This window comes from Rhodoferax sp. EU05-FHT12H12, assembly GCF_058791215.1.
Window position 1 is genome coordinate 326067 of record NZ_JBYTDI010000002.1, and the last position, 22443, is coordinate 348509.

25 protein-coding genes are annotated in these 22443 nt (G+C 63.0%); 7 read left to right on the forward strand and 18 right to left on the reverse strand.

Annotation, left to right across the window (positions count from 1 at the left end; genetic code table 11):
• Window positions 1-8 precede the first annotated feature (8 nt).
• Complete coding sequence (locus tag AC3WS7_RS06285) at window positions 9-824, forward strand: phosphatase PAP2 family protein (protein WP_492655760.1); 816 nt, start codon at window positions 9-11, stop codon at window positions 822-824.
• A 278-nt stretch (window positions 825-1102) separates the two neighbouring features.
• Entirely contained in the window at window positions 1103-2062 is a 960-nt protein-coding gene (locus AC3WS7_RS06290; protein WP_492655761.1) for a TerC family protein, read from the forward strand.
• A 72-nt stretch (window positions 2063-2134) separates the two neighbouring features.
• Here AC3WS7_RS06290 and AC3WS7_RS06295 read toward each other — a convergent pair whose 3' ends face one another.
• Complete coding sequence (locus AC3WS7_RS06295; RefSeq protein ID WP_492655762.1) at window positions 2135-2962, reverse strand: Rossmann-like and DUF2520 domain-containing protein; 828 nt, start codon at window positions 2960-2962, stop codon at window positions 2135-2137.
• Window positions 2963-3007: 45 nt separating this feature from the next.
• On the opposite strand from AC3WS7_RS06295, the gene AC3WS7_RS06300 reads away from it, so the two are divergent.
• Window positions 3008-3862, forward strand: coding sequence for an NAD-dependent epimerase/dehydratase family protein (locus AC3WS7_RS06300; protein WP_492655763.1), 855 nt, complete (start codon window positions 3008-3010; stop codon window positions 3860-3862).
• Here the strand turns inward: AC3WS7_RS06300 and AC3WS7_RS06305 are convergent.
• Genes AC3WS7_RS06305 through AC3WS7_RS06320 form a run of 4 tightly spaced genes read right to left on the reverse strand, consistent with a single transcriptional unit; the run spans window position 3843 to window position 7853 of the window.
• Entirely contained in the window at window positions 3843-4484 is a 642-nt protein-coding gene (locus AC3WS7_RS06305) for a phosphatase PAP2 family protein (protein WP_492655764.1), read from the reverse strand. The two genes, AC3WS7_RS06300 and AC3WS7_RS06305, sit on opposite strands and share 20 nt — an antisense overlap.
• Complete coding sequence (locus tag AC3WS7_RS06310) at window positions 4481-5530, reverse strand: serine/threonine protein kinase (RefSeq protein WP_492655765.1); 1050 nt, start codon at window positions 5528-5530, stop codon at window positions 4481-4483. The genes AC3WS7_RS06305 and AC3WS7_RS06310 overlap by 4 nt, the downstream gene beginning before the upstream one ends.
• Window positions 5531-5583: 53 nt before the next feature.
• On the reverse strand, window positions 5584-7104 hold the full coding sequence (locus AC3WS7_RS06315; protein ID WP_492655766.1) for a serine/threonine protein kinase: 1521 nt from the start codon (window positions 7102-7104) through the stop codon (window positions 5584-5586).
• Window positions 7101-7853, reverse strand: coding sequence for a metallophosphoesterase family protein (locus tag AC3WS7_RS06320; protein ID WP_492655767.1), 753 nt, complete (start codon window positions 7851-7853; stop codon window positions 7101-7103). The genes AC3WS7_RS06315 and AC3WS7_RS06320 overlap by 4 nt, the downstream gene beginning before the upstream one ends.
• 134 nt (window positions 7854-7987) lie before the next feature.
• On the opposite strand from AC3WS7_RS06320, the gene AC3WS7_RS06325 reads away from it, so the two are divergent.
• The gene (locus AC3WS7_RS06325; protein ID WP_296467941.1) at window positions 7988-8413 is read left to right on the forward strand and encodes a potassium channel family protein; all 426 of its coding nucleotides are present in this window, start codon (window positions 7988-7990) and stop codon (window positions 8411-8413) included.
• 26 nt (window positions 8414-8439) lie between these two features.
• Here the strand turns inward: AC3WS7_RS06325 and AC3WS7_RS06330 are convergent, their stop codons facing one another.
• Window positions 8440-8868 (reverse strand): organic hydroperoxide resistance protein, encoded by a 429-nt coding sequence (locus AC3WS7_RS06330; protein WP_492655768.1) that lies wholly within the window; start codon window positions 8866-8868, stop codon window positions 8440-8442.
• Window positions 8869-8944: 76 nt separating this feature from the next.
• Window positions 8945-9406, reverse strand: a complete 462-nt coding sequence (locus AC3WS7_RS06335; protein ID WP_492655769.1) for a MarR family winged helix-turn-helix transcriptional regulator — start codon at window positions 9404-9406, stop codon at window positions 8945-8947.
• Between the two features lie 145 nt (window positions 9407-9551).
• On the opposite strand from AC3WS7_RS06335, the gene AC3WS7_RS06340 reads away from it, so the two are divergent.
• A complete protein-coding gene (locus tag AC3WS7_RS06340; RefSeq protein ID WP_492655770.1) occupies window positions 9552-11153 on the forward strand; it encodes a GMC family oxidoreductase in 1602 nt (533 codons plus the stop codon).
• 438 nt (window positions 11154-11591) lie between these two features.
• On the opposite strand, the gene AC3WS7_RS06345 is transcribed toward AC3WS7_RS06340, so the two are convergent.
• The 8 genes from AC3WS7_RS06345 to AC3WS7_RS06380 all read right to left on the reverse strand — a co-directional run bounded on the left by AC3WS7_RS06345 (window position 11592) and on the right by AC3WS7_RS06380 (window position 19019).
• Complete coding sequence (locus AC3WS7_RS06345) at window positions 11592-12410, reverse strand: hypothetical protein (protein WP_492655771.1); 819 nt, start codon at window positions 12408-12410, stop codon at window positions 11592-11594.
• Window positions 12411-12669: 259 nt separating this feature from the next.
• The gene (locus AC3WS7_RS06350; protein WP_492655772.1) at window positions 12670-13242 is read right to left on the reverse strand and encodes a hypothetical protein; all 573 of its coding nucleotides are present in this window, start codon (window positions 13240-13242) and stop codon (window positions 12670-12672) included.
• A complete protein-coding gene (locus tag AC3WS7_RS06355) occupies window positions 13239-13862 on the reverse strand; it encodes a hypothetical protein (protein WP_492655773.1) in 624 nt (207 codons plus the stop codon). The genes AC3WS7_RS06350 and AC3WS7_RS06355 overlap by 4 nt, the downstream gene beginning before the upstream one ends.
• A 130-nt stretch (window positions 13863-13992) precedes the next feature.
• The gene (locus tag AC3WS7_RS06360; protein WP_492655774.1) at window positions 13993-14493 is read right to left on the reverse strand and encodes a GNAT family N-acetyltransferase; all 501 of its coding nucleotides are present in this window, start codon (window positions 14491-14493) and stop codon (window positions 13993-13995) included.
• Window positions 14494-14574: 81 nt separating this feature from the next.
• On the reverse strand, window positions 14575-15417 hold the full coding sequence (locus tag AC3WS7_RS06365) for an ABC transporter permease (RefSeq protein WP_492655775.1): 843 nt from the start codon (window positions 15415-15417) through the stop codon (window positions 14575-14577).
• Between the two features lies 1 nt (window position 15418).
• Window positions 15419-16342 carry an ATP-binding cassette domain-containing protein gene (locus AC3WS7_RS06370; RefSeq protein WP_296467929.1) on the reverse strand — a complete coding sequence of 308 codons (924 nt, stop codon included), beginning with the start codon at window positions 16340-16342 and terminating at the stop codon, window positions 15419-15421.
• Window positions 16343-16366: 24 nt separating this feature from the next.
• Window positions 16367-17521 (reverse strand): GGDEF domain-containing protein, encoded by a 1155-nt coding sequence (locus AC3WS7_RS06375; protein ID WP_492655776.1) that lies wholly within the window; start codon window positions 17519-17521, stop codon window positions 16367-16369.
• 4 nt (window positions 17522-17525) lie between these two features.
• Window positions 17526-19019, reverse strand: a complete 1494-nt coding sequence (locus AC3WS7_RS06380; protein ID WP_492655777.1) for an AMP nucleosidase — start codon at window positions 19017-19019, stop codon at window positions 17526-17528.
• 72 nt (window positions 19020-19091) lie between these two features.
• Between AC3WS7_RS06380 and AC3WS7_RS06385 the strand changes: the two genes are divergently transcribed.
• The gene (locus AC3WS7_RS06385; protein ID WP_492655778.1) at window positions 19092-19418 is read left to right on the forward strand and encodes a hypothetical protein; all 327 of its coding nucleotides are present in this window, start codon (window positions 19092-19094) and stop codon (window positions 19416-19418) included.
• Here AC3WS7_RS06385 and AC3WS7_RS06390 read toward each other — a convergent pair.
• Window positions 19377-19622 (reverse strand): cysteine-rich CWC family protein, encoded by a 246-nt coding sequence (locus tag AC3WS7_RS06390; protein ID WP_492655779.1) that lies wholly within the window; start codon window positions 19620-19622, stop codon window positions 19377-19379. The genes AC3WS7_RS06385 and AC3WS7_RS06390 overlap by 42 nt on opposite strands.
• Window positions 19623-19674: 52 nt before the next feature.
• Here AC3WS7_RS06390 and AC3WS7_RS06395 point away from each other — a divergent pair, with 52 nt between their 5' ends.
• Window positions 19675-20142, forward strand: a complete 468-nt coding sequence (locus AC3WS7_RS06395) for a CYTH domain-containing protein (RefSeq protein ID WP_492655780.1) — start codon at window positions 19675-19677, stop codon at window positions 20140-20142.
• Here the strand turns inward: AC3WS7_RS06395 and AC3WS7_RS06400 are convergent.
• Both AC3WS7_RS06400 and AC3WS7_RS06405 read right to left on the reverse strand, forming a co-directional pair.
• Entirely contained in the window at window positions 20118-21635 is a 1518-nt protein-coding gene (locus tag AC3WS7_RS06400; protein WP_492655781.1) for a tetratricopeptide repeat protein, read from the reverse strand. The two genes, AC3WS7_RS06395 and AC3WS7_RS06400, sit on opposite strands and share 25 nt — an antisense overlap.
• A complete protein-coding gene (locus AC3WS7_RS06405) occupies window positions 21628-22305 on the reverse strand; it encodes a glycosyltransferase (RefSeq protein WP_492655782.1) in 678 nt (225 codons plus the stop codon). The genes AC3WS7_RS06400 and AC3WS7_RS06405 overlap by 8 nt, the downstream gene beginning before the upstream one ends.
• Window positions 22306-22443 lie beyond the last annotated feature (138 nt).

Genomic DNA, 22443 nt, shown 5'->3' on the forward strand with positions numbered 1-22443 from the left:
TGATTGCCATGTTGCCACCTGCCACCACGCCCCATGCCCTGGCCAGCCCGGTTTCCGCCCGCACCTGGTGGTGGCCGGTGCTGATCTTTGTGTTGGGTACGCCCTTGTGGCTGCAGTGGTCGGAACCTGCGCTTTTTCTGACCATCAACCAGTGGTGCGCGCCCGTGGCTGCCGCATTCTGGACGGGCCTCTCGCTATTGGGCAACGGCTGGGGGGTGCTGGCAGTGACATCGCCTTTGTTGGTGCTGGCGCCCCGGCTGATGGTGGCGTGGCTGTGCGCGGCGCCTTTTGCCGTGCTGTTTGCCCGCACCGGCAAATTCTTCATTGAAAGCCCGCGTCCCGCTGCGGTGGTGGACAACGCGCAAATGCGGGTGGTGGGCGAGCTGCTGCACAACGTGTCCATGCCCTCGGGCCACACACTGACTGCGTTTGCGGTGGCGTCCGGCATGTACTTTGCACTCACCGTGGCCCAGCGCCGGCGCCACTGGTGGTTGTGGGTGCTGGCGGCGGGGGCGGGTCTGTCCCGCATTGCCGTGGGCGCGCATTGGCCGGGTGATGTGGCGGTGGGCGCCAGCCTGGGCGTGCTCTCGGGTTTGCTGGGGCACCAGATGTGGATGCGCTTGTCCGCAAAACAGTTTGCACCTTCGGCCTGGTGGTTGCGCATAGCCGCCGGTTTGGTGGCCTTGTCGGTCTACCACCTGCTCACCGAGGCGCTGGATTTTGCAGAAAACCACGCCGCCCAGCAGGTGCTGGCGGTGGTGGCGGTGTTGAGCCTGCTGGCCTATGTCTGGCGGGTTGTACACGGCAAATTCAAAGAAAAATAGGGCCGTGGACCGCGTGGAATATGCGCGGACAGCTACTAAATTCATAGCTGATTGATGCGCCGCAAGTCAATCCGATGTGCGGGGGCATTGCGGCTTCTGCCATGATCCACGCACCTTTAGGGGAGTAGCAATCCCGGTGCCTACGGACCGGGTTTGCATGTTTCGTCAATACGTCGCGGGTGCTTCTTGCTGCCCCGGCCGGAGCATGCAGAGGCGCCAACAGTGCGCTCTCCCGCAAGACCTACAGGGAATGTTTCAACCATTTCGAGGTCTTGTTCATGCAAACCATTGCACCCCTGTGGCTATGGGCCACCTTCGTCGGCATCGTTCTGGTGTCACTTTTTATTGACTTCGTCGTCCTCAAAAAACAGGGCGCGCACGACATCGGCGTCAAAGAGGCGCTGAACTGGTCTCTCGTCTGGGTCGCCCTGAGCTTCTTGTTCAACGGCCTGTTCTGGTGGGCGGTCCAAGACAGCACCGGCTCCGTGGAGCTCGCCAACACCAAGTCGCTGGAGTTTCTGACCGGCTACCTGATCGAGAAGTCGCTGGCGGTGGACAACATCTTTGTGTTCCTGCTGGTCTTCACCTACTTTGCGGTCCCTTCGCACTTCCAGAAGCGGGTGCTGATGATTGGCATCATCGGCGCCATCGTATTGCGCTCCCTCATGATTCTGGTGGGCGGCTGGTTGTTGGCCGAGTTCCACTGGATCCTGTATGTGTTCGGCGCCTTCCTGGTCCTTACCGGTGTGAAGATGTGGTGGGCTGCCGGCCAGGAACCCAGCCTGGATGACAACCCTGCGCTCAAGTTGTTGCGCAAGATTCTGCCGGTGAGCAAGCACTACGACGGCGAGCACTTCTGGACCGTGGAAAACGGCAAGAAAATCGCCACGCCCTTGTTCATGGTGATCTGCCTGGTGGCACTGACCGACGTGATCTTTGCGGTCGACTCCATCCCCGCGATCTTTGCCATCACCAGCGACCCGTTCATCGTGCTGACCAGCAACGTGTTTGCGATTCTGGGTCTGCGTGCCATGTACTTCCTGCTGGCTGCCGTGGCCAACAAGTTCCATCTGCTGAACTACGGCCTGGCGGTGATTCTGGTGTTCATCGGGACCAAGATGTGCCTGATCGACCTCTACAAGATCCCCGTGGGCGTGTCCCTCGGTGTGGTGGTGGGCATTCTGGCGGCCACCATGTGGCTGAGTGTGCGCTCCAGCAGCACGCGCAGCCGCGTTTGACCACCGGCCAGACGCCCGCCCGGCACCGTTGGTGGCCGCCAGGGCGGGGCTGGCCGGGGCCGCTTGGCAGGCTTAGCGGGTATGCCCCGCCAGCCGCAGCGCCAGGGTGCTGAGGGAACGGTAGGCCTCGCCGCTGGGGGCATCCCAGGCCTGCACCACGGCGGCTTGCCGTTCAATGGCCGCGACATCGCCGCGCTGGGCGGGCCCGGTCTGGGCGCCGGCCGGGCCCAGGCGGGTGATGTTGTCCACCGCATTGCGCAGCAGGCTGGCGCGCAGCTGGGGCAGCAGATCGGCGGGCACGCCCGTGGCCTGCCACGCGTCCTCGGCCACGGCTTGCAGCACGGGCAAAAAGTTGGTGGCAAACACGGCCGCTGCGTGGTACAGCACCTTGTCTTCGCTGGCCACGGCAAAACACCGGGCGCCAATGGCGGCAAATGCGGGCTCCAGCACGGCGCGGGCGGAGGCATCCCCCTCCAGTGCGCAGGCGGTGCCGGCAAACTGCTGCACCGCCGTCGGCACATCGGCAAAGCTCAGGATGCAGTGCGCGCTGGCCGTGCGCCAGCCCAGATCGGCCAGGGGCTGCAGGCTGCTGGCGTTTTGCGCGCCGCTGCAGTGAAAGACGAGGGGGCTGGTGGCCGCGCCAGCTTGCAGGGTGGCCGCCAGCGTGGCTGCCACGGCGGCGATGCGGGCATCCTGCACGGCCACCATCCAGACATCGGCGGGGCGCATGTCTGCCAGCCAGGACACGGGGCGCCCGCTGCCGATGGCGGCGCAGGCCTCGCTGGCGCTCTCGGGGCGGCTGGTCAGCACGTCCTGGATCTCGAAAACGCCATGCCGGGCCCACCGCGTGGCCAGGGTGCGGCCCACGCGGCCGGCGCCCACAAGGTTGAGGGTTGTCACGGGAAGTTCGCTCACAAAAGGGACAGGCACCGCTACCATGGCGCCATGAAAAAGATACTGGTTACAGGCGGCACCGGTGCCGTCGGCAAATACATTGTGGACGATCTGGTGCAGCATGGGTACACCGTGGGGGTGCTGGACCTGGCCGCACCCGCCCGCCGTGATGTGGTGCACCACGCAGTCGATGTGCTGCAGCTGGACGCGGTGCTGCAGGCCATGGCCGGCTACGACGCCGTCATGCACGTGGCGGGCATTCCGCACCCGCTCAACGACCCGGCCAAACGCGTGTTTGATGTGAACGTGAACGGCACATTTAACGTGCTGGAGGCAGCAGCCCAGCATGGCATTGGCAAGGTGGTGTTCACCTCCAGCGAGTCGACCATGGGCTTTGCATTTGCCACGCACCGGCTGGCGCCGCTGTACATCCCCGTGGACGAAGCGCATGCTGCGCGCCCGCAAGACCCCTATGGCCTGAGCAAGGTGGTGAGCGAGCAGATCTGCAAGACCTACACCGCGCGTTACGGCATGCGCACCGTCTGCCTGCGCATGCCCTGGGTCTGGCTGCCCGACGATGCGCAGCGCCCCTTCTACCGAACGCTGGTGGCCGAGTACGCCAACTGGCACAAAAACCTCTGGACCTTTGTCGACGCGCGCGACGTGGCCACGGCCCACCGCCTGGCGCTGGAGGTGGACCTGGAGAACCCGCACGAGGCCTTTTTCATCACCGGCCCGCACAACTGGACGGGCCAGGACGGCCGCGCGCTGATGGCCGAGTTTTGGCCCGAGGTGACCGAGTTTGCGCCGGGCTTTGCGGGCACGGCCCCGCTGATCTCGCACGCCAAGGCGGCGCGCCTGTTGGGTTATGCGCCGCAGTACGGCGTCAAGGACGTGCTGGGCTGAGCGGGCCCACTCCGTGCAGGTCTGCACGCGTGTAAGGCTGGGGCTGGCCGGACAGCCACAGCGCCACACGCACCTCCCAGCTGTGGGACGGCAGGTAGGTGGCGGCCGGTGTGTGGAAGGATCCCAGCAGTAGCAAGGGCGCCACGATGAGCGCCGGGTGGCGCGGGCGCGCTGCCCCCAGTGCCAGCAGCACGCTGGCGGCCACAGCACTGCCCAGCAGCCAGGCCAGCGCCACTTCGCTGGGGCTGTGCGCCTCTACCACCACGCGCGAAATGCCCACCGCAGTGGCCAGGCCAGCGCCCATCACTGCACCCCAATGGCCCAGCCCGGGCAGGCCGCGCAGCAGCAGGGGCAACAAGGCGGCGGCCAGCAGGGTGTGGCCGCTCACGCCGGTGAAGTCCCAGGCGGCAATCCCCACGCCCCAGCCATAAAAGGCAATCTTGCTGACCAGGGTCACACCCACCGCCGTGCCCAGCGTCAGCACCAGCCATTGCAATGCACGGGTCTGCCGCGTGCGCCACAGCCCCCACATCAGCAGCAAGCAGGCGGGCAGCAAGAGGCTCGACGAGCCCAGGTGGGTGACGGTCCACCAGGTGGCACCGGCCAACTGTTCCAGGCTCATACGACCAGCGGGTCTTCCTGCATGGCCTCGCACTGGTCTTGCAACATTTGCACCTGGCCTTTCCAGTAGTCGCTGCTGCCAAACCACGGAAAGTTGGCGGGAAAGGTCGGGTCGCTCCAGCGCCGGGCCAGCCAGGCGCTGTAGTGGATCAGGCGCAGCGTGCGCAGTGGCTCGATCAGCGCCAGCTCGGCGCGGTCAAACTCACGGAACTGCTCGTAGCCATCCACCAGCAGGCCGAGCTGGCGGGTTTGCTGCTGGCGGTCGCCGCTCAGCAGCATCCACAGGTCTTGTACGGCGGGGCCGGTGCGCGCGTCGTCCAGGTCCACAAAGTGCGGGCCCGGGCCGGCACTGGCGGCCGCATCGGTGGGGGTCCAGAGGATGTTGCCGGGGTGGCAGTCACCATGCAGGCGCAACTGGCGTATGCCGCTGGAATTGGACTTGTTTTGGCCTGTAGCGCCCGCCATATCTGCGCGAGCAGCTATTAAATCTATAGCATTCTGGCAGGCGGCTGTCCAGGCGCTTTGCACGTCCAGCGGCACCCTGTCGTTGGCCAGCAGCCACTGCATGGGTTCGATGGCAAAGGTCTGCACGTCCAGCGCCGGGCGGTGCACAAAGGGGCGTTTGGCGCCCACGGCGTGGATGCGTGCCAGAAAGCGGCCAATCCACTCCAGCACCTCGCCGTCGTCCAGCTCGGGCGGGCGGCCGCCGCGGCGCGGGCTCACGCTGAAGGTAAAGCCACCAAAGTGGTGAAGCGTGGCACCCCCCAACACCAGTGGCCCCACGGCCGGAATTTCATCAGCCATCAGCTCGGCCGCAAAGTCGTGCTCTTCCTGAATCTGTGCATCGGTCCAGCGCGCGGGCCGGTAGAACTTGGCCACCACGGGCGCACCGTCTTCGAGCTGCACCTGGTAGACACGGTTCTCATACGACGACAGGGCGGTCAGGCGGCCATCGCCGCGCAGGCCCACGCTGTCCAGTGCGTCCAGCACCAGGTCGGGGGTCAGGGTTTCAAAGGGGTGAGGGGCGGTGCCCGTGGTGCTGTGCATGCCCCGATTGTCGTCGGCGGGCTTTTCCCTCCTGGGCGGGTGGCTTCCCTGGCTTAGCCCAGTGGCCCCAGATCGTCGCCGTAGGGGGCTGCCGCGCTGTCGGCATCCGAGTCCGAGTAGCCTTTGGCCGGGGCCGCGTTGGGGCTGACAGGGCTGCCCAACTGCGCAAACGGCAGGTTTTGTTTGACCAGAATGAGGGTGCAAGGCGCATCCATGGCGACCTTGATGGGCACGGTGGCCACAAAGCGCTGGGTCATCAGGCCATGTGTGGCCGCGCCCATGACGATGACGCTGACGTGGTTGCCCCGCGCGTAGTCCAGCAGGGCCTGGGCCACATCACCGCTTTCCAGCACGTGGCACGACGTTTGGTGGCCCGGGTGGTCCAGCGGCTGGGACCACTGGCGCAGCGCGGTGAGGTAGCGGCGGTGCACGTTGGTCTCGCTCTTGTCCTCGTCGGAGGCGCTGGTTTGGCTGCTGCTGATCACGGTGACGCAGGCCAGGCGGGCGCCGGGGCGCGTGCCCAGCGCGCGGGCCACGGCCTCGCGCAGCGAGTACAGCGTGGCATCTGTCACGTCCTTGTGCGGCACGGCCACCATGACGATGGGCACCTCCTGCAGCTGGCGTGCGGGCAGGGGGCTGGGCTGGTAGTGCATGCCCGCAGCCTTGAGCCAGCGCTTGAAGTGGGTGCGAAAAGGGGTGCCCACGGTGTTGGTGCCGCGCTGGGTGACGTGTACCTGGGTCGGGTGGCTCAGGTCAAAGGCCAGGTGGGCCGCCGAGGGGTAGCGCCTGGCGGCCTCAGGCTCCAGGCAGCGCAGCACCACCTCTTGCAGCCAGGCTGGGAGGTCGGCGCGCAGCTTTCGCGGAGGCGTGGGGTCCACCCACAAACGCTGGCGCAGGCCAGCGGCAGTTTGCGGGGTGCCAAAGGGCAGCTCGCCGGTGCACAGCTGGTAGAGCATGACGCCGATGGCAAACACATCGCTGCGTGGGTCGCCGCGCACCCCCACTACCTGCTCGGGGGCGATCCACGCGGGTGAGCCCACGGCCTTGCGCAATTGCTCGGCCAGCAGGTCGGGGTAGTGCGCATGGCACGAGAGGCCAAAGTCCAGCAGCACCGCGCTGCCATCCTCGCGCAGCAGCACGTTGGCGGGTTTCAGGTCCAGGTGCACGGTGTTTTGCTGGTGCAGCGCGTGGGCCGAGCGGGCCAGCGCCACGCCGAGCTGGGTGATGGTGTCCACCGCCACGGGCTGCGGCCCATCGAGCCAGTGCTGCAGGGTGTGGCCCTGCACGTACTCCATCACCAGGTAGGGGGTGTGCTGCAGGTCGCCCGCGGCCACAAAGCGGGGGGTGCTGTTGCCGTGCAGGGCCTGCATGATCTGGCATTCCACCTCAAAGCTGACGATGTTCTCGGCGCCGTCGCCCGCGGTCATGCGCGGAATTTTCATGGCCATGGCGAAGCCGGGGCCGGGGCGGCCATCGGCATAGACCACGCGGTAGATATGGGCCATGCCGCCGGAGTGGATGCACTCCTCGATGGTGAATCCGTCCAGGGTGGCGCCGGGTTCCAGCAGTTTCATCGTCCTTCCTCCAGCCGGTGGGCAAAGAACTCGGGCAGGCCGGCGCGGCGGATGGCGGCGGCGGCGCTGTAGTGGTCGTAGGGCACGCGGTGGAAGGTGAGCTGCGCGCGTTCGGTGTCCAGCACGGCGTACATGGCCTGTGGGTTGCCGTCGCGTGGCTGGCCCACCGAGCCCACGGTGGCCAGCCACTGCCGGTGTTTGGGCACGGGTACGGGCACGCCGGCTTGCGGGGTGAACATCATCAGCCCGTCGGTAGCGCCGCGGTAGTACAGGGTTTGCAGGTGCACATGGCCACCAAAGACATAACGCACCCCCGGCCACTCATTGGCAGCATTCAGGCTGGCGGTGGCGGCGCGTTGGTCGTAGACATAGCGCCACAGTTCGGGGCCATCGGCGCTGGCGTGGACCAGCAGCACCGTTTCCAGGTGGTGGGTGAAGGGCAGGGTGTCCATCCACAGGCGCTGCAGGGGGCTGAGCTGCTGGTGCGTCCAGCTGGCGGTGCTGTCGCCCACGGTCTTGATGGTGGCCGGGGGGTGCACGGCCATCTCGTCGTGGTTGCCCTTGAGGACGATGGCGCCTTCTTCGGTGAGCAGGGTGATCCGCTCCACCACCTCCGCCGGGTTGGCCCCGTAGCCCACCAGGTCGCCCAGAAAGGCAAAACGCTGTACCTGCTGCGCGCGGGCATGGGCCAGGCAGGCGTCCAGCGCCTGGATATTGCCGTGAATGTCCGACAGCAAGGCCAGTCTCATCAAGTCTCCCAAATATCTTTGTCCATGCCCACCATCATGCCGCGGTCGGCTGACGACAAGTTTGCAGCGCGCCTTGCGGCTGATGATTGACGCAGGTCAAATGCGCGCTGCTGTGCCCGGCCTAGAGTGAATCCATGCGCAAAGGCAAACTGCACAAACTCGTCATCGGCCGCCGTGGCTTGCTCTACTCCTTGGGCCTGTGTGTACTGATTTTGGGCTTGGGCGGGATGGGGTTTTGGCTCTTGGAGCCACAGGCACAAACATTTTCTGACGGTCTGTGGCTCGCCTTCACCACCGCCGCCACGGTGGGCTATGGCGATATCGTGCCCAGTACCCATGCGTCGCGCAGCTTTTCGGTGGTGGTGGTGTTGATGGGGTTGGCGGTGTTGTCGCTGGTGACTGCGTCTGTGGCTGCCATGCTGGTGGAGGTGGAAGAGCGCGAGGTGGACAGCGAGCTGATGCGTGAAATCCATGCGCTGCGCCTGGAGGTGCGGTATTTGCGCGATGCGGTGCAAAGCCGGGCAGAGGCAAGCAGCCAAAAAAAAGCCGACCCGGTTTAAGCAGGTCGGCTCTTGGCAAATGCGGGTCAGACCACAGTGATGGTCACATCAATATTGCCGCGGGTGGCGTTGGAGTAGGGGCACACTTGGTGAGCCTTGTCCACCAGGGCTTGCGCTGCGGCCTTGTCCATGCCGGGGATGGAGACTTCCAGTTGCACTTCGATACCGAAGCCCTGGGGGATCTGGCCAATGCCCACGGTGGCGTTGATGCTGGTGTCTGCGGGCAAGGCAATCTTTTGCGTGCCGGCCACAAACTTCATGGCACCGATGAAGCAGGCGCTGTAGCCGGAGGCAAACAGCTGCTCAGGGTTCACACCGCCACCAGGGCCGCCCATTTCCTTGGGCACAGCAAGTTTCAGGTCCAGCAAGCCGTCAGAGGTGCGGGTGGTGCCGTCGCGGCCGCCGGTGGAGGTGGCGTGGGCTTGGTAAATCACTTTTTCGATCTTGTTGCTCATGGCGCTTCTTTCATAAAGTGCTGCGGTGTGTTGCAGCGGGGTGGGTAATGGGGACTGTCGGGGGAGGGGGGGGCCGTCAGGTGGCAGCGGTCAGGCGCTGGCGCAGGGCTTGTACCTGCTGGGTCAGGTGCATCAGCTCGCTCAGTGGGCAGTCGGCGGCGGCCAGCACACAGGCCGGAATGCGCGCGGCCTGTACCTTGAGGCCGCGGCCCTTGGACGTCAAAAACACTTCCACGCGGCGCTCATCGGCGGCGCTGCGCTGGCGGCTCAGCAGTTCGGCCTGCTCCATGCGTTTGAGAAGCGGGGTGAGGGTGCCAGAGTCGAGGAACAGGCGCTCGCCCAGGGCCGAGACACTCAGGCCATCCTGCTCCCACAGCACCATCATCACCAGGTACTGCGGGTAGGTCAGCTGCAACGCTTCCAGCAGGGGCTTGTAGAGCTTGGTCATAGCCAGCGAGGTGGAATACAGCGCAAAGCACAACTGGTTGTCCAGGCGCAGGGCGGCGTCGTTGGCAGAGGTGGTGCGTGGATTCGTCATGGGTTGAATTGTAGCTGGCAATTTAATTGTGTGCAATATAAATTTGCAAAAGAGTTTTCCAATGGCACACAAGGGTAAACCTCGGCTTGGCAGGCTTGGGGCCTGTGGGGTAACGTTAACGTCACCCTGAATGAGGAGACGGTACGTGTTCGACTACATCATCATTGGCGCTGGCTCGGCCGGCTGTGTGCTGGCGGCCCGCCTGACGGAAGACCCCACCGTGACCGTGGCCCTGCTGGAAGCGGGCCCGGCCGACACCAGTGTGCTGATCCACTGCCCTGCGGGGCTGGCCGTGCTGGCCAAGAATGGCGAGGCCAACTGGAAGTTCGAGACCACCGCACAGCCCGGTCTGAATGGCCGGCGCGGCTACCAGCCACGCGGCAAGGTACTGGGTGGCTCCAGCTCGGTCAACGCCATGATCTACATCCGCGGCCAGCGCGAGGACTACGACGGCTGGGCCGCCGAGGGCAACCCCGGCTGGGCGTACGACGATGTGCTGCCCTATTTCAAAAAGGCCGAGGACAACGCGCGCGGCGCCGACGCCTTCCACGGTCAGGGCGGCCCCCTGCATGTGCAGGACCTGACCACGCCCAACCGCCTGGGCCCGGTGTTTGTGCAGGCGGGCCAGCAGGCAGGCTACCCGCTCAACCCGGACTTCAACGGCGCCAGCCAGGAGGGCGTGGGCGTCTACCAGGTGACGCACAAGCACGGTGAGCGTTTCAGCGCTGCCAAGGGCTACCTCACGCCGCACTTGCAGCGGCCCAACCTGCAGGTATTCACCGGCGCACACACCACGCGCATCGTGCTGGAGCGCAAGCGCGCGGTGGGCGTTCAGTTTCTGCACGAGGGCGAGATGAAAGAGCTGCGCTGCACCCGCGAAGTGCTGCTCAGCGCGGGGGCGTTGCAGTCTCCGCAGATCCTTATGCTGTCAGGCATTGGCCCCCACAAGCACCTGGTGGAGACGGGCATTGCCACACTGCACGACTTGCCCGGTGTGGGGCAAAACCTGCACGACCATGTGGATGTGGTGCAGATGGTGAATGCCCCGCACCTGAAGGAGACATTCGGTGTGTCCTTCAGCGGCGTGGCCGCCGCCATCAAGGGTATTTTTGAGTGGCGCAAGCAGCGTACCGGCCTGCTGACCACCAACTTTGGCGAGGCCGGTGGTTTTGTCAAAAGCACGCCTGGCGAACGCAGGCCCGACCTGCAGTTTCACTTCGTCATTGCCAAGCTGGTGAACCACGGGCGCAGCACGGTGCTGGGCCATGGCTACTCGTGCCACGTGTGTCTGCTGCGCCCGGTGAGCCGCGGCAGTGTGACCCTGGCCAGCAAAGACCCCATGGCCGCGCCCGTCATCGACCCCAACTTCTTGGGCGAGCGCGAGGATGTAGAGCGCCTGATGTTGGGCTTCAAGCGCATGCGCACCTTGCTGCAACAGCCAGCATTGGCACAGTTGGGTGGACAAGAAGCCCCCAAGTCCGCCCAGGCCACCAGCGACTTGGCCATCGAACAGTTCATCCGCGACAACGCCGACACCATCTACCACCCGGTAGGTACCTGCCGCATGGGCAATGGCCCCTTGGACGTGGTGGACCACGAACTGCGCGTGCACGGCATCCAGGGCCTGCGCGTGGTCGACGCCTCCATCATGCCCCGCATCGTCAGCGGCAATACCAATGCGCCGACCATCATGATTGCGGAGAAGGCGGCGGATTTGATCAAGGCAGCGTGGCGGGCTGCAATCTGATTTGCTATTGATTTAATAGCTGCTTGCGCATATTCCACGGGTGCTAGAGGCTTGTTTTGTATGTAAAGTCCTCTTGCCGGGGCATGGTTCGCGCACGGTGGGCGGCGTGGCCCGCGTTCTCCGGCTCGCGTCGCGGGTGGCTGTTTCTGGTGGGGTTGGGTTGCTGCGTCAACACCGCGGTGGGTGCGCCTGCTCTGTGGCAACCGCGAGTGCGGCCTGCGCCCGCGGGCCCCACCACCCGCCTAGGTTGGTGGGCTTGGGTGCAATTTGGAACTTCGGCTTCGGACGGCGGATTCAACCGGTCGATGCAACACATTCGCATGTCTACATAGTCGGAGCAGACGCGAAGCATCCCGCCACTGGAAAATCCGAACCAGTCGATGTTCTGTCGATGGCGGGAGGATTTTCGCGTTAGCACGATGAGCGACGTGACAAGTGTCAGAACGGCAAGGTGTCGAAGTTTTGAATAGCGGCTGAACTCGCGCTGTATGCAGTTGCGGCGCCACTTTTTTTACGAACGACAAACATTCCTTGTTTGGGAGAGACAACCGTTAACGTCCCGACAGATCGCCCATGCTCGTAAATTTCCTCACCGATAGCTACGAGATCGCCTTTTGGAAGGATGATCCCGGTTTCTTGCAATACTGCAAGATTCTTGACGCCAACCACAGGCAAATCCTCGACATTTTGTATACGTCTTTCCAAATCCCCAAGGGCCGACAAAATCAACTGTGTATCTGGTGAAATTTCCTGAGTAACAGGAACTTCAGCCGTCTTTATATTTGCTAGTTGAACGACGGAGTTAACGCTATTTGGATGACCGTTCGCAGTCTCTTCAAGAGAAGCTGTGATTTTCCCAATGTCCTTCGCGACGGTATCAATTCTCAGTGAGTCGTCATATTCGATGTGCCTCAGGCCCTGAATATCGAATATCTTTTCCGTCCGACGATCCTTGATAAGGACAACAGGTTTGTTGAATGCATGTCGAATGCCCAGCTCGTACATGACATTGGGATTTCTCGCACTGAAATCACAAATCACCATCTCTGATTCGACGATCTTCTGAATGATGCCAACAACGATGTAATCAGTCTTAACTGCATCATCGGCCCGAACAGGATGGTAGCCTGCAGCAACTATGGCGGGCTTCAGCATATGCTCGTAGACTCGACTGAAATGACCTGTATCGTAGCCAGTCACATCAGCGATGGGCATCACAACGAAACAAACCGGTTTTTTTTCGACAGCCTCAGTCATATATCTCCCTTGTCTCTTTTGAATAATCGTTCATTGAACTCTCGCGAAAATATTATCCAATCGATTTGCAGCCAACTTTAGACTCTGAGGTGCAACGTGTGCATACCGCTCCACCACCGATAGCGTCTCCCACTCATCAAGGCGTTTAAGCTCATAAGTCGGAGTGCTGCCCTCACGATGACAAGCGGCAAAGATATGCAGCATGTCATGCCACCGAAAGTCTGCTTCCACCCCGCATTCCTGCCTTGGACCAGAGCATTTACAGTTCCTTGGCGGCTTGCCAGACAGAGTCTTTGCTGATTGTTTTGTACCAGATCCCGAATAACTTTCGGTCGGTTTCAAAGGGCTCCGCCAATGTTTCTCGCGGGTCTTCACTCAAGACATAGGCCATACCCTCCACTAACCAAGATGGTTTGAACAACAGGGTAATAACACCAATCTGCTCGCCTTGAAGGACATGAATCATTTCATGGCGAACGTAATAGCTCTTCCATGCCCTGGGACCAATTACCGTACCAAGCCGAGCGACGGTTACGGCCGAGCGTGCGCCTAGTCCAAATGTCTCAGCACAAGCAACGGTTGAGCAAAAAATCACTTTGGGGGCTGACCGCAGCGGCGTCAATTTGGAGGCTACGAATGCTGCTCCTTCATTGTGCAGGGCAGTAGCCTCCTGGTATTTGGCCGTGTCATCCACGCAGACGTTTTCCTGTGGGCAGGTGATACCGAAAAGTCCAGGAGCGACAACCCGGACAGGCTTAACCAGAAACCATGCTGCCAGTGGAATGACCACAAGGATTAGAAAAGTCAGACGCTTGAATGACGGGAATTTCATTGGCTTGGCTGTTCAGTACATGATTTAGGCATGACTGACTTTGGGACACCGCTGCATTTCCAAATCAACTTTCCTGCCTCAATCTGTGGTGACACGAGAACGACGGCGGGCGGGTCTTCACTTGCCAGGACGATGGATCCATCTGCCGTCACTATGCCGCGGCGAACGCGCTTTGAGAGTTCAACCTGCAATCCTGTTCCAATGTTGCTCAGTGTCTTTTGGGACTCGAAGCGGTCACTGATTTGGTTGCGGTAATTGGTAGTAGCCAAAATTAGTTCACTGACTTTTGCACGTGAGGTGTAGCACTCGTGCTGAAGTAATGAGAATGGAATAAATGCCAATATGACCAAGGCAAAAATTGAAAACAGGTCATAAAGTGCAATTGCTAGCAATACGAACGCATCTCTGGTTCGGCTTACTGGAGCCATTGCTAGATGGTTTGCCCACAACACAACACAGACCGTTATTGCAACATATGCTGTAGCCAGATACGCCGGGGTTGATGAGCAACCGCTAAAGCTTAGGAGCACGACTACCCAAAGCACAACCAGCAGTGCAATTGACTTTCGGTTGAACTGTTTAAGGGGGCGTCTAAATATGCTAGACCAAGCGATATCCACCTAGAACTCCCAATTTATGCAGTCTGCGCTGCGTTTTGTGCATTCTAGGGTCCCCTTGTACGCAATTGGAGGACGGTTTTCAATGTCTCTTTCCGCCGCAATGCGGTATGGCTAATTGAGATGAAAGGGTTCAGAACTTTTGTGGTGATTCCAGCAAACTCTTGAACATGGGTTGACACTTCATACCTGCCCAAACGATGGCTGAACCGGTTCTACGGTAACCATTTCTTTGATAGAAGTCATTCCCCGTTTGCGTGCTATCTACCCTAATGGTGGTGAACCCTTGTGCAGCTACCCGCGCCTCAGTGGCCAGCAAAAGTCCTTTCCCCACGCCCTTGTGCAGCACTTCGGGAATCACGTAGCAAAGTGCCAACTCGCCGTTTCTGTATAAGGTAAACCCCACAACTTTGTCGCCGACAGTGGCCACCAATGAAATGGAACCTGGCTCTTGCACCCACATGGCCACATTTACAGTCGTCTTGTTTTCGAGCCATGCGGCAACGAGACTCGGCTCATCCTTGTGGTCCGCAGTACAGCATTCTGCAATTGACCGGCGCACTGCGAGACAAATCCCGTCTGTGTCCAAGACACTAGCTGAGCGAATTTCCACTTGCATCGACGCTTGACTCATATTGGCAGTTTGAATTGGTTCAGTTTAGTGATTCAGAGGCATACACTGAGCGGTCGTTTTCGCCGCAAATCAGACATCACCTCACTTCGCAAACCGCTTCCGCGTCAACGCCAGCGCTACCCAAAACGACCCCACCGCATACACCGCCAGCACCACTAAATGCCGCAAGGCATCCGTCGGCCACTGGTCCATGAACAGCGGCCGCACCAGCGCCACCGCGTTGGACAGCGGCAGCCAGTCGGCCACCACACGCACCACTACTGGCAGTTGCTCCAGCGGGAAGAACACGCCGCTCAGGAACATCATGGGGGTAAGGAAGAGCGTGAAGTAGTAGGTGAAGAAGTCGTAGCCCTTGGCCAGCGCGTTGAAGATGAGCGCGATGCAGCTGAAGGTGATGCCCACGCCAAACAGGATGGGCCAGGCCACCAGCAGTTTGGGGCTGTGGCTGATGCCCAGTGCCAGCATCACGCCCAGGATGGCCGTCACCGTGAACAGCGACTTGAACGCGGCCCACAGCATTTCGGCCAGCACCACGTTGTCCAGGCTGATCGGGGCGTTCATGATGCCGTCCCAGGTTTTTTGCACATGCATGCGGCTGAAGGCGGAGTACAGCGCCTCAAACGACGCGGCCTGCATGGCGCTCATGCAGATGGAACCACTGGCCAGAAACAGGATGTAGGGCACGGCCACGGTGCCGGTGGGGCCGGCTACATTGACTTCGCCGACCAAGGCACCCATGCCGTAGCCAAAGGCCACCAGCCACATCAGCGGTTCGGCAATATTGCCCACCAGGCTGGGGATGGCCAGCTTGCGCCAGACCAGCAGGTTGCGCAAAAACACGGGCCAAAATCGCAGCGACACTTCGGGTGCGCGCCAGATGCTTTGGGGCTTGGGCGGGGTGTAAGTGGATGGAACGCTGCTCATGTCAAGCCTCCTCGCGGATCTGGCGTCCGGTCAGTTTCAAAAACAAATCTTCCAGGTTGGCCGGGCGGTGCAGGGTGCGCAGCTGCGGGTGGGCGGCCAGGCCCTGCAGCAGGGCACCGGCGTCTTGCGTGTAGAAAAATACGGTCTCGCCGCTCACTTCCACGCGCGCAGCCAGATTGCGCAGCGGGCTGTCCACGAGGGCTAGCGCGCCCACGCCAAACACCTCCACCACATCGGGCTCCAGGTGCTGGGCGATCAGGTCACGTGGCGTGCCCTCGGCAATCTTCTTGCCGTGGTCCAGCACCAGCAGACGGTTGCACAGGCGTTCGGCCTCGTCCATGAAGTGGGTGGTCAGCAAAATGGATTTGCCCTGTTGCAGCAGCACCTGCAGGCGCTCCCACATCAGGTGGCGGGCCTGCGGGTCCAGGCCGGTGGTGGGTTCGTCCAGCAACAGCAGTTTGGGATCGTTCACCAGTGCGCGCGCCAGGCTCAGGCGCCGCCGCATGCCACCCGACAGTTCACCCGGTTTGGCGTTGGCCTTGTGGGTGAGGGCGGCAAACTCCAGCAGCTGTGGGATGCGCGCGCGGATGGCGGCGTCCTTCATGCCAAAGTAGCGGCCATAGACCAGCAGGTTCTCGGCGCAGCTGAAGTCGGGGTCCAGCGTGTCAAACTGGGTGACCACGCCCAACGCAGCCTTGATGGCCAGCGCATCGCGCGGCATCTCCAGGCCCAGCGCGTGGATGCTGCCGCCATCGGGCACGGTATGGCCCAGGCACATGCGGATGGTGGTGGTTTTGCCCGCGCCGTTGGGGCCAATCACGCCGAGACACTCGCCCGGTGCGATTTCAAACGACAGGTCTTTGACCACCTCGGCGTCGCCATAACGCTTGTGCAAGTGCTGCACTTCAAACAGTTTTGCATTCATGCGGCCATTGTGCCGCAGGGGTCCTCAGTCGGCTTGCAGCAGGCGACCACGACCCTGCGCCTTGGCCTGGTACAGCGCGGCGTCGGCGCGCACCATGAAGCCTGTGAGCTTCTGGTCGCCGGGCTGCAGCAGGGCCAGGCCAGCGCTGTAGCCCACGCGCAGGTTGGGTTGCTGGATGCCTTCCTCCTGCAAGGCCAGGCGCAGGCGCTGCTCCACATGCAGGGCGGCGCGTTTGTCGGTCTGGGGCAGCAGCAAGGCAAATTCTTCGCCGCCGATGCGGGCGGCCAGATCGCTGCTGCGCCGGTTGGATTGCAGCACTTTGCCCACCACGCGCAACACTTGGTCGCCCACCTCGTGGCCTTGGGTGTCGTTGATGCGTTTGAAGTGGTCCAGGTCCAGCATGATCAGCGCCAGAGGTGTGCGGTGGCGCCGTGCCTGGTCAAACAGGGCGGGCGCCCGGTCGTCCCAGCCATGGCGGTTGAGCAGGCCGGTGAGGTTGTCGGTAAACGCCTGTTCGCGCAATTGACCCTCGGCTTCTTCACGCCAGGCCACCAGCACCGCCACTGTGGTCAGCACCAAAGCCAGATTGGCGGTGAGTTGGGCCACCACATTGACGGGGTGGGGCGCGTCAAAGGTGGGGTACAGCTCGGGGTAAAACGCGCCCAGCACACCACGCGCCAGCGAAGCGCAGGCGACCGCTGCGTAACAGAGGGCCACCAGGGCACGCCAGCGTAAACCGGCGGGCTGGCGCGGTCCCAGCGCCGCCCGGGACACGATGGCCAATTGAAATGCAAACAGCAGGTTGGCGTAGCCCACGCGCAGGCTGTAATCCTGAAAGCTCAGGGCATAACCCAGCGGCATCAGCACCAGCAGGGCGAGCAGGGCCCGTTGGTGGGGGCGGGGCCCCAGCCAGGCTTGCAGGGCCAGGAACATCAGGTAGTTGGCCGCCGAGGCCAGCACCATGGCGGCGGTGGACAACACCGGGTCCAGCCAGTGACCAAATACGAAGCCGGAGCTGATGATGCACACCCAGCCCAGCGTCTGGCTCAGCAGGCTGAACTGGGCCAGGCGGGCCGCACGGCTGATGCCCTTGCCCATGATCAGGAAGAGCGCGGCGGAGACGGTACTCAGGTTGAGTGCCGTCAGGACCAGAATGGTCAGGACGTTGAGCTTCTCCATGCGCTTACTGGAACGCCACCTCGGCAAAGCTGCGCAACTTGCGGCTGTGCAATTGGTCCACGCCCTGGGCGCGCAGCAGTTCGAGCGCGCGAATGCCGATGCGCAGGTGCTGGTCGACCCGTTCGCGGTAGAAATGGTTGGCCATGCCGGGCAGCTTGATCTCGCCGTGCAAGGGCTTGTCGCTCACGCACAGGAGCGTGCCGTAGGGCACACGAAAACGGAAACCATTGGCGGCAATCGTGGCGCTTTCCATGTCCAGCGCCACGGCGCGGCTCTGGCTGAAGCGGCGCTGCGGCATGTTGTCGGGCAGCAGCTCCCAGTTGCGGTTGTCGGTGCTGGCCACCGTGCCGGTACGCATGATGCTCTTGAGCGCGGCTCCCTGAATCTGCGTGACATCGGCCACAGCCTGCTCCAGTGCGAGCTGGATTTCTGCCAGCGCGGGAATGGGCACCCACAGCGGAAGCTCTTCGTCCAGCACGTGGTCTTCCCGCACATAACCGTGGGCCAGCACGTAGTCGCCCAGCTGTTGGCTGTTGCGCAGGCCGGCGCAGTGGCCCAACATGATCCAGGCGTGCGGGCGCAGTACGGCAATGTGGTCGGTGATGGTTTTGGCGTTGGCCGGGCCGACGCCGATGTTGACCATGGTGATGCCCGCGTTGTCGGCGCGCACCAGGTGGTAGCCCGGCATCTGCGGCAGGCGCGGCGGGGCGGCGCCCAGCGCGTCTGCTGTCTGGGCGGGCAGGCCTACGCGGCGTGTGACCACATTGCCCGGCTCCACAAAGGCCACGTACTCGCTGTCTGCCTTGGCCATTTCGGCATGGCCCAGGCGCACAAACTCGTCGATGTAGAACTGGTAGTTGGTGAACAGCACAAAGTTCTGGAAATGCTCGGGCGCCGTGCCGGTGTAGTGGCGCAGGCGGTGCAGTGAGTAGTCCACCCGCGGCGCGGTGAACAGCGACAGGGGCTGGGGTTCGCCCGCTTTGGGGCTGTAGGTGCCGTTGGCAATGCCGTCGTCCATGGCGGCCAGGTCAGGCAGGTCGAACACATCGCGCATCAGCGTGCGGCGCTCGGCGCTCATCTGACCTTCCACGTGGTCGTGCTCGGCAAACGAGAAGTGCACGGGAATCGGCTGGCTGCTGGTGCCCACCTCCAGCTCCACGCCGTGGTTTTGCAGCAGCAGGCGGAACTGCTCCAGGTAGTAGCTGCGGTACAGGTCGGGGCGGGTCAGTGTGGTCTCGAATCGGCCTGGGCCGGCGACAAAGCCAAAGCTCAGGCGTGCCGCCTCGGAGCCGGGTTTGCGCGACACGGTGTCGGTGTGGATGCGTACCAGCGGGTAGCAGGCGCGCACATGGCCCTGGCTGTCGTCGCCCGCCACAAACCGCTGCATGGACTGGCGCAGGTGCTGGATGCTGCTGTCATAAATGCGAAGGACCTGGGCCAGGGCGGCGGCGGGGTCTGTAAAGCGGGCGGGAGCAATGAAGGGGGGCAGGCTGGACATGGGGGTATTGTGCCGCGTGATTATTGCGGCGGTATGCGGTAGAGTGGAGGCAAGACCACCACGAGGGCCATGGTGCCAGACCCGAAAGATTCCCGTTTTCACGAAACCGGCTTTCCCTCTTTGCAGTGGGAAGAGGAAGACTTGCCCACGCGGCCCATGCCATTTCACGAGCGGCCGCTACAGGCCCGCATTGACCATGAAATGGCCATCATCACGAAGCACCACATCCGCATCGCCCTGGCCATCGAGAAATTCTGGGGCCATCGCGACTGTGTGGAGTATCTGCAGACCCTGGTGCTGAGTGGTGGCTATAGCGACAGCAGTCGCAACCGCGTTGGCTTCAAGCCCGAGGTGCTGTCAGCGCTGATCAACCTCGCGTCCCTGCACCGGGTGGAGTGAGAGGGCCGCGCAGGCGGCGCAAATGCAGGCTTTGCCCTGGTCGGCTGTGGGCACGCGGGCCAGCAACTCGGCACTGAAATCCACCTGGGTGCACCAGCACGGCGCTTGCTTCTGACCCGTGGCGCGTTCCAGCTCCATGGCGCACTGGTTGCCTTGGCCGCACAGCGGGCACACTTCGGGGGTGGTGGGGCGTGACGTGGGCATGGTGCCTGCAGTGTAGTTCTCTCCCCTTTTCTTGGTAAGGATGCATGTCACCATGGCAATTGAAATCGAACGCAAATTTCTGGTGATTGGTCAGCCCTGGCAGCAGGCGGCGGGGGTGGTGTTCCGCCAGGGCTACCTGAGCCGTGACAAGGCCCGCACGGTGCGCGTACGGGTGGCCGACGACGCAGCCTTTCTCACCATCAAGGGCGTGAGTGTGGGCGCCACGCGCGCCGAGTTTGAGTACCCCATCCCCCTGGCCGACGCGGAGGCCCTGCTGGCACTGTGCGAGGGGCCGCTGATTGAGAAAACACGCTACCTGCTGGACCATGCGGGCACGCGCTGGGAGCTGGATGTATTTGTGGGCGACAACGCCGGGCTGGTGGTGGCCGAGGTGGAGCTGGCGTCCGAGGACCAGGCATTTGCAAGGCCTGACTGGCTGGGCGACGAAGTGACGCAGGATGCGCGGTACTTCAACTCCAACCTGGCCGCCTACCCCTACTGCCGTTGGGCCACGCCGTAGCGCGCTTGCAGAGAGGCCGCCAGTGTCGCCATCGGGGCTTGCCAGTCTTCCCCAGCGGTCTGGCGGTGCACCGCAAAGCCGGGGAACCAGGGTGAGGGAGAGCCCTCCTCTTGCCAGCGGAATTCTGCGGGTGCAGGCACCAGCACATCCCCACCGATGCCCAGCCCTGCGCACAGGTGCACATTGGTGTTGCTTACGCCTACCAGTCCGTCCAGACAGGACAGCAGCGCCAACAGTTCGTCCAGATCCTGGTCGCACCCGCTGGCGTCCAGTACGTGGTCTGCACCCAGGCGGGCTTGCACCTGCGCCCACTCCCCGGGCTGCAGACCCCGCTGCAGGACCACCACCTCCACGTCCAGCGGCGCCAGCACGTCCAGCAGGCTGTCCAGTGGCGTGGATTTTTGCAGCCAGCGCTGGGTGGCAAAGCCGTGGGGCTGGGCCTGCGTGCCGGCACGCCAAGCCAGGCCCAGCTTGCGGCGTGGGCGAGTCAGCAGCGGGTGTTGCTGTTGCAGGCGCGCACGTGCGCTGGCGTTGGCCTGCAGGGGTACGGCGGGTGGGTAGCGGTGTGCATCGCTGCCACCCAGCGCCAGTGGCAGGTCGCCCAGCAGCACGTGGTGCTGGATCGCTGTGGTCGTGGCGTGTGCCAGCGTGGCCAGTGCGGGCTGGCGCAGCAGCGGCGCCAGCTTGGTATTGCACAGTTGGTAGTGCACCTGGGCACCCCGTGCGTGCAAGGCGGGCAGGTAACGCATAAAAAACAGCTCGTCGCCGATGCCTTGCTCCCCTTGCACCCGCACCGTGTGGCCGTGCAAGTCGGCAGGCAGCGTCGGGGTCTGGGGCACCCAATGCGCGGGAGCGCCTTCGGTGGCGTGGCGGTTGAAGCGCCATGCGTAGTGGTGCCAGCCCTGGGTGAGCTTGCCTTGGCGGAGGTATAGCAAGGCGAGGTTGTGGTGCGCGTCCACATGGTCGGGTTGCTGCGCCAAGGTGGCAAGCAAGGCGGATTCGGCCGCAGCCGTCTGGCCGCACTGGGCCAGGCTGCTGCCCAGGTTGTAGTGCAGGCGCACTGACTGCGGGTGCCGCTGGGCGGCGGCCTGCAGAAAGGTCACGGCCTGTTCCGGCAGCCCTGCCTGTTCGTAGAACACGCCCAGGTTGTAGGCGGCCTCTTCGTGGCCCGGGTCCAGCATGAAGGCCTTGATGAGCTGCATCTCCGCGGCGGTGGTGTTCCCGGTGAGCTGCAAGGCGCGGCCCAGTGTCAGCGCATGTTCGATCGCCAGCGCCTTGTCCGCACCCGGGTCCAGGTCGTTCAGCAAGGCCACCGTGTCTGCATAGCGGCCCAGGTGGAACAGCGATTCACCGGCCAGAAACCGCCAGTACACGTTGTGGGGCTGGGCTTGCAAGGCCAAGGCATAGGCATCGAACGCTTGGGCAAATTGGCCCTGCGCCAGAAACCGGTCGCCCGCCAGCGCGTGGTCCAGCCCGGGTGTGGCCTCAGGCATGGCGTTGCAGGGAATAGTCGGCCAGCAGGCGCTCGCGGTGCCATTCGGCGGCCATGGGGTCGTCGGCGTATTCGTGGAAGCAGGGTGTGCCCAGTGTCCAGTGCAGCAGCTTGGCATCGGGATTGGGGCCAAACTCCTGCGGCAACCAGTTCCATTCGCGCGGCAGCGCACCTATCAGCTCGTCGGCCAGCCAGGTAAAGCGGTGCAGCTGCGCGCCGGTGCCGTTTTCCACAAAGGCGGGCGTGACCACACGGTTGGCCGGGTGGCCGCAGTTCCACAGCACCACGCTGGACCAGTTTTTGCGCGGGTAGTCCTGGTTTTTGGAGCCGAGGTACTTGCCCTGGGCCTTGGTTTTGTAGTCGTGCTGCACACACATGACCGCCTTGCTCTCGTCGCGCAAGGCCCAGAGCTGGGCAATGTCCTCGCGCAGCACCATGTCGCCGTCCATGAACAGCGCCCAGCCCTCAAAGCCGGTCAGGTGCGGCAACAGAAAACGGCTGTAGATGAACTGGTTGCTGCCGTCCCCATGGGTTTCGCGGTAGTCGGGCAGGGTGTGCAGTGCCAGCGGGGTGATGGCCACCGGCTGCCGTGCGTGGCGCACGATGCTGTTGGCACACACATGGTAGGCCACAGCCTCGCGCGGGTCATAACCAATGAAGATCCGGATCATGCGCCATGCTAGAGCGAGGTGGCACCAAGTGAAGCCCGAAAAAGAGCCGTTTTGACGAACCAAAATAGCGGAGCCACAAGGCTTGTCTTTGCAATCCGTACACATGGCGCTGCTACGCTGACACTTGGCCGGCACCCC